We start from the raw sequence: 2,857 nt of genomic DNA, 5'->3' as shown, positions 1-2,857 counted from the left end.
AACCGGCATCGAAGCCCCGGCCAGCAACCCCAATGTAGCGGCTTGCGCCAACACCACGGCTGGCGCACTGTCCTCCAGCATGTAAGCAATCCGATCCAACGGATACGCCGGATCCAGCGGCACATAACCCCCGCCCGCCTTCAGAATCGCCAGCAACCCGACGACCATGTCAGAAGAACGCTCAACACAAATCGCCACCCGCGAATCGGGCCGCACGCCTTGTTTACGCAGATGATGTGCCAATTGGTTAGCGCGAATATTCACCTCGCAATAACTCAACCGCTGCTCACCATGAACCACCGCCACAGCATCCGGCGTGCGCTCAACCTGCGCCTCAAACAACCCATGAACCGTCTGACCCAGCGGATAAACCGCCTCGGTGGCATTGAACTCAACCAACAGTTGCTCACGCTCATCCGCCGGCAAAACCGACAAACGATGCAGCGGCACCGGAGCCGTCTGTTCCAACGCCCCCACCAGACTTTCCAGCGCCGTGCGCATATAAGCGCAAACCCGCTGCGGACTGACGCCAACGCTAGCCTGCGCCGTCAAACTGAAAGCGTCGCCCAGATCATCCACCGACAGCATCAATGGATAGTTTGTACGTTCTTCGCCACCCAGGACGTCGATGCCTTCCCAGGCTCGAAGGCCTTCCGCTGAAGCTGATTCGGCAACACTGCTGTGGCGATAGTTAAGCAACGCACTGAACAACGGCAGCGGCGCAACCACCCCGCTGCAGCGTTGCGCCAGGGCCAGCGAGGCATGTTCATGCCCCAGCAACCCGGTCAGCCGCGCATGGGTCGCCTTGACCCCGGCGCGGGTGTCTTGAGTGCCGACATTCACCCGCAACGGCAATGTATTGATGAACATGCCGAGCGCCCGATCGGCGCCCTCACCGCCTTGCATCCGGCCCATCAGCACCGTGCCGAAGACCACATCGTCCTTGCCCGAGACTCGCCCCAACACCTGCGCCCAGGCCAGATGCACCAGGCTCGCGGTGCTGACGCCGAGCTGACGCGCCCGGCTGCGCAGTCGCAGGCTCAGGCTGTTTTCCAGCGCCAGCGTGGCCTCTTCGATCCCCTGCCCGCCGCCCTGCACATCCTGCAAGCCGAACGGGAGCGTCGGCTCGTCCACGTCGCCGAGCATCTCGCGGAAGAACATTTCGTGCTCTTCGAGGCTCACGCCCAACCGTGCCTGAGCCACGTAATTGCGGTACGGCATCGCGGCGCCCAGCGCGGCGGCATCGTCCAGCAGGAACGCTTGCATCTCGTGTTGCACCACTTCCATCGCCGTGTGGTCGAGGGCCATGTGGTGGAACAGCAAGATCGCCAGCCAGCGGTTGCTGGCAGCGTCGTGGCTGTAGACCAGACGCAGCATCGGCGCCTGAGTGATGTCGAGGCGGTGATGCCGTGGGTCGAAACGCTCAAGCAGTTGCGCCGCCACATCACCGTCGAGCGCTTCAATCTCTTCCTGAATCAGTTGTGCTTCGCGCCATACGACCTGCAATGGCTGGTCGAGGCCTTCCCAGAGCATCGAGGTGCGGAGGATGTCGTGGCGGTTGATGACCTGCTGCAGCGCCTGCGCGAAATCATCCAGCCGTGCGCGGGTTGCGAACGCAAACTGGGTTTGCAGCACATAGGGATCGCCCTGTCCGGACGAAATGTGGTGGTAGAGGATGCCTTCCTGCAACGGTGCCAGCGGGTATATGTCCTGCACGTTGCGCGCACCGCCGGGGACGGTGGCGACGATGCGCTCGAGGGTGGCCTGGGTCAGCGTGACCAGCGGCAGCATGGCTGGGGTGATGTGTTCGCAGTTCAGCGGAATCAGGTTTGCGGGGACGATGACCTCGTTGCCGCTGCCCACGGCTGCGGCCAGTGCGGCCAGGGTCGGTTGGCTGAACAGCGCGCGCACGTCGGTGCTGAGTCCGGCCTGACGCATGCGTTCGATCAGGCTGACGGCCAGGAGTGAGTGGCCACCGAGTTCGAAGAAGTGGTCGTGACGGCCGATGCGTTCGACGTTGAGGACTTCGGACCAGATCTGCGCGAGTGTGGTTTCGGTTTCGCCGATCGGGGCTTCGTAGCCGCGAGTGATGACGGCATCCAGGTCGGGGGCTGGCAATGCTTTGCGGTCGAGTTTGCCGTTTGGCGTCAAGGGCAGTTTGTCGAGATGAACGTAGGCGCCCGGGACCATGTAGTCCGGGAGCTGGGTTTGCAGATGGCGGCGTAACCCGTCGATCTCCAGTGCTGCTGGCGCGGTGTAGTACGCGACCAGGCGTTTATCGCCTGGCACGTCTTCGCGGGCCAACACCACTGTTTCCTGGATATCGGCGTGTTGCGCGAGTTTGGCTTCGATTTCGCCGAGTTCGATGCGGAAGCCGCGGATTTTCACTTGGTCGTCGTTGCGGCCCAGGTATTCGATGTTGCCGTCTTTCAGGTAGCGGCCGAGGTCGCCGGTTCGGTACATCCGGGCGTTTGTGCTGAATGGATCTTTAAGGAAGCGTTCGGCGGTGAGGTCGTCGCGGTTCAGATAACCGCGCGCTACGCCGGCGCCGCCGATGTAGATTTCGCCCGGAACGCCCAGTGGCACGGGTTGCTGATGGTCGTCCAGCAAGTAGAACTGGGTGTTGGCCACGGGTTTGCCGATGTGGGCGGCGAAACCGTCTTCGCGGTCCATCGATACCCAGCTTGAATAGGTTGTGGTTTCCGAGGGGCCGTAGAGGTTGCATAGGCGCTGCACGCTGGTTTGTTCGAACAGACTTTCCACCAGACTGCGTTTCAGCGCTTCACCCGCGACGTTGACCGTGTGCACGTTGGCGCTCAGGCCACCGGATTCCAACAAGGCTTTGAGCGCCGACGGT

1 protein-coding gene is annotated in these 2,857 nt (G+C 62.4%); it reads right to left on the bottom strand.

Annotation, left to right across the window (positions count from 1 at the left end; all coding sequences use genetic code 11):
* Positions 1 to 2,857, bottom strand: a 2,857-nt coding sequence (locus HB680_RS32405; protein WP_213942322.1) for an AMP-binding protein, incomplete at both ends; no start/stop codon positions are given.

This window comes from Pseudomonas sp. dw_612 (assembly GCF_018449725.1).
Classification (GTDB): domain Bacteria; phylum Pseudomonadota; class Gammaproteobacteria; order Pseudomonadales; family Pseudomonadaceae; genus Aquipseudomonas.
Note: the sequence above shows the minus strand (reverse complement) of the source record. Positions and strands in the feature narration are given on the sequence as shown.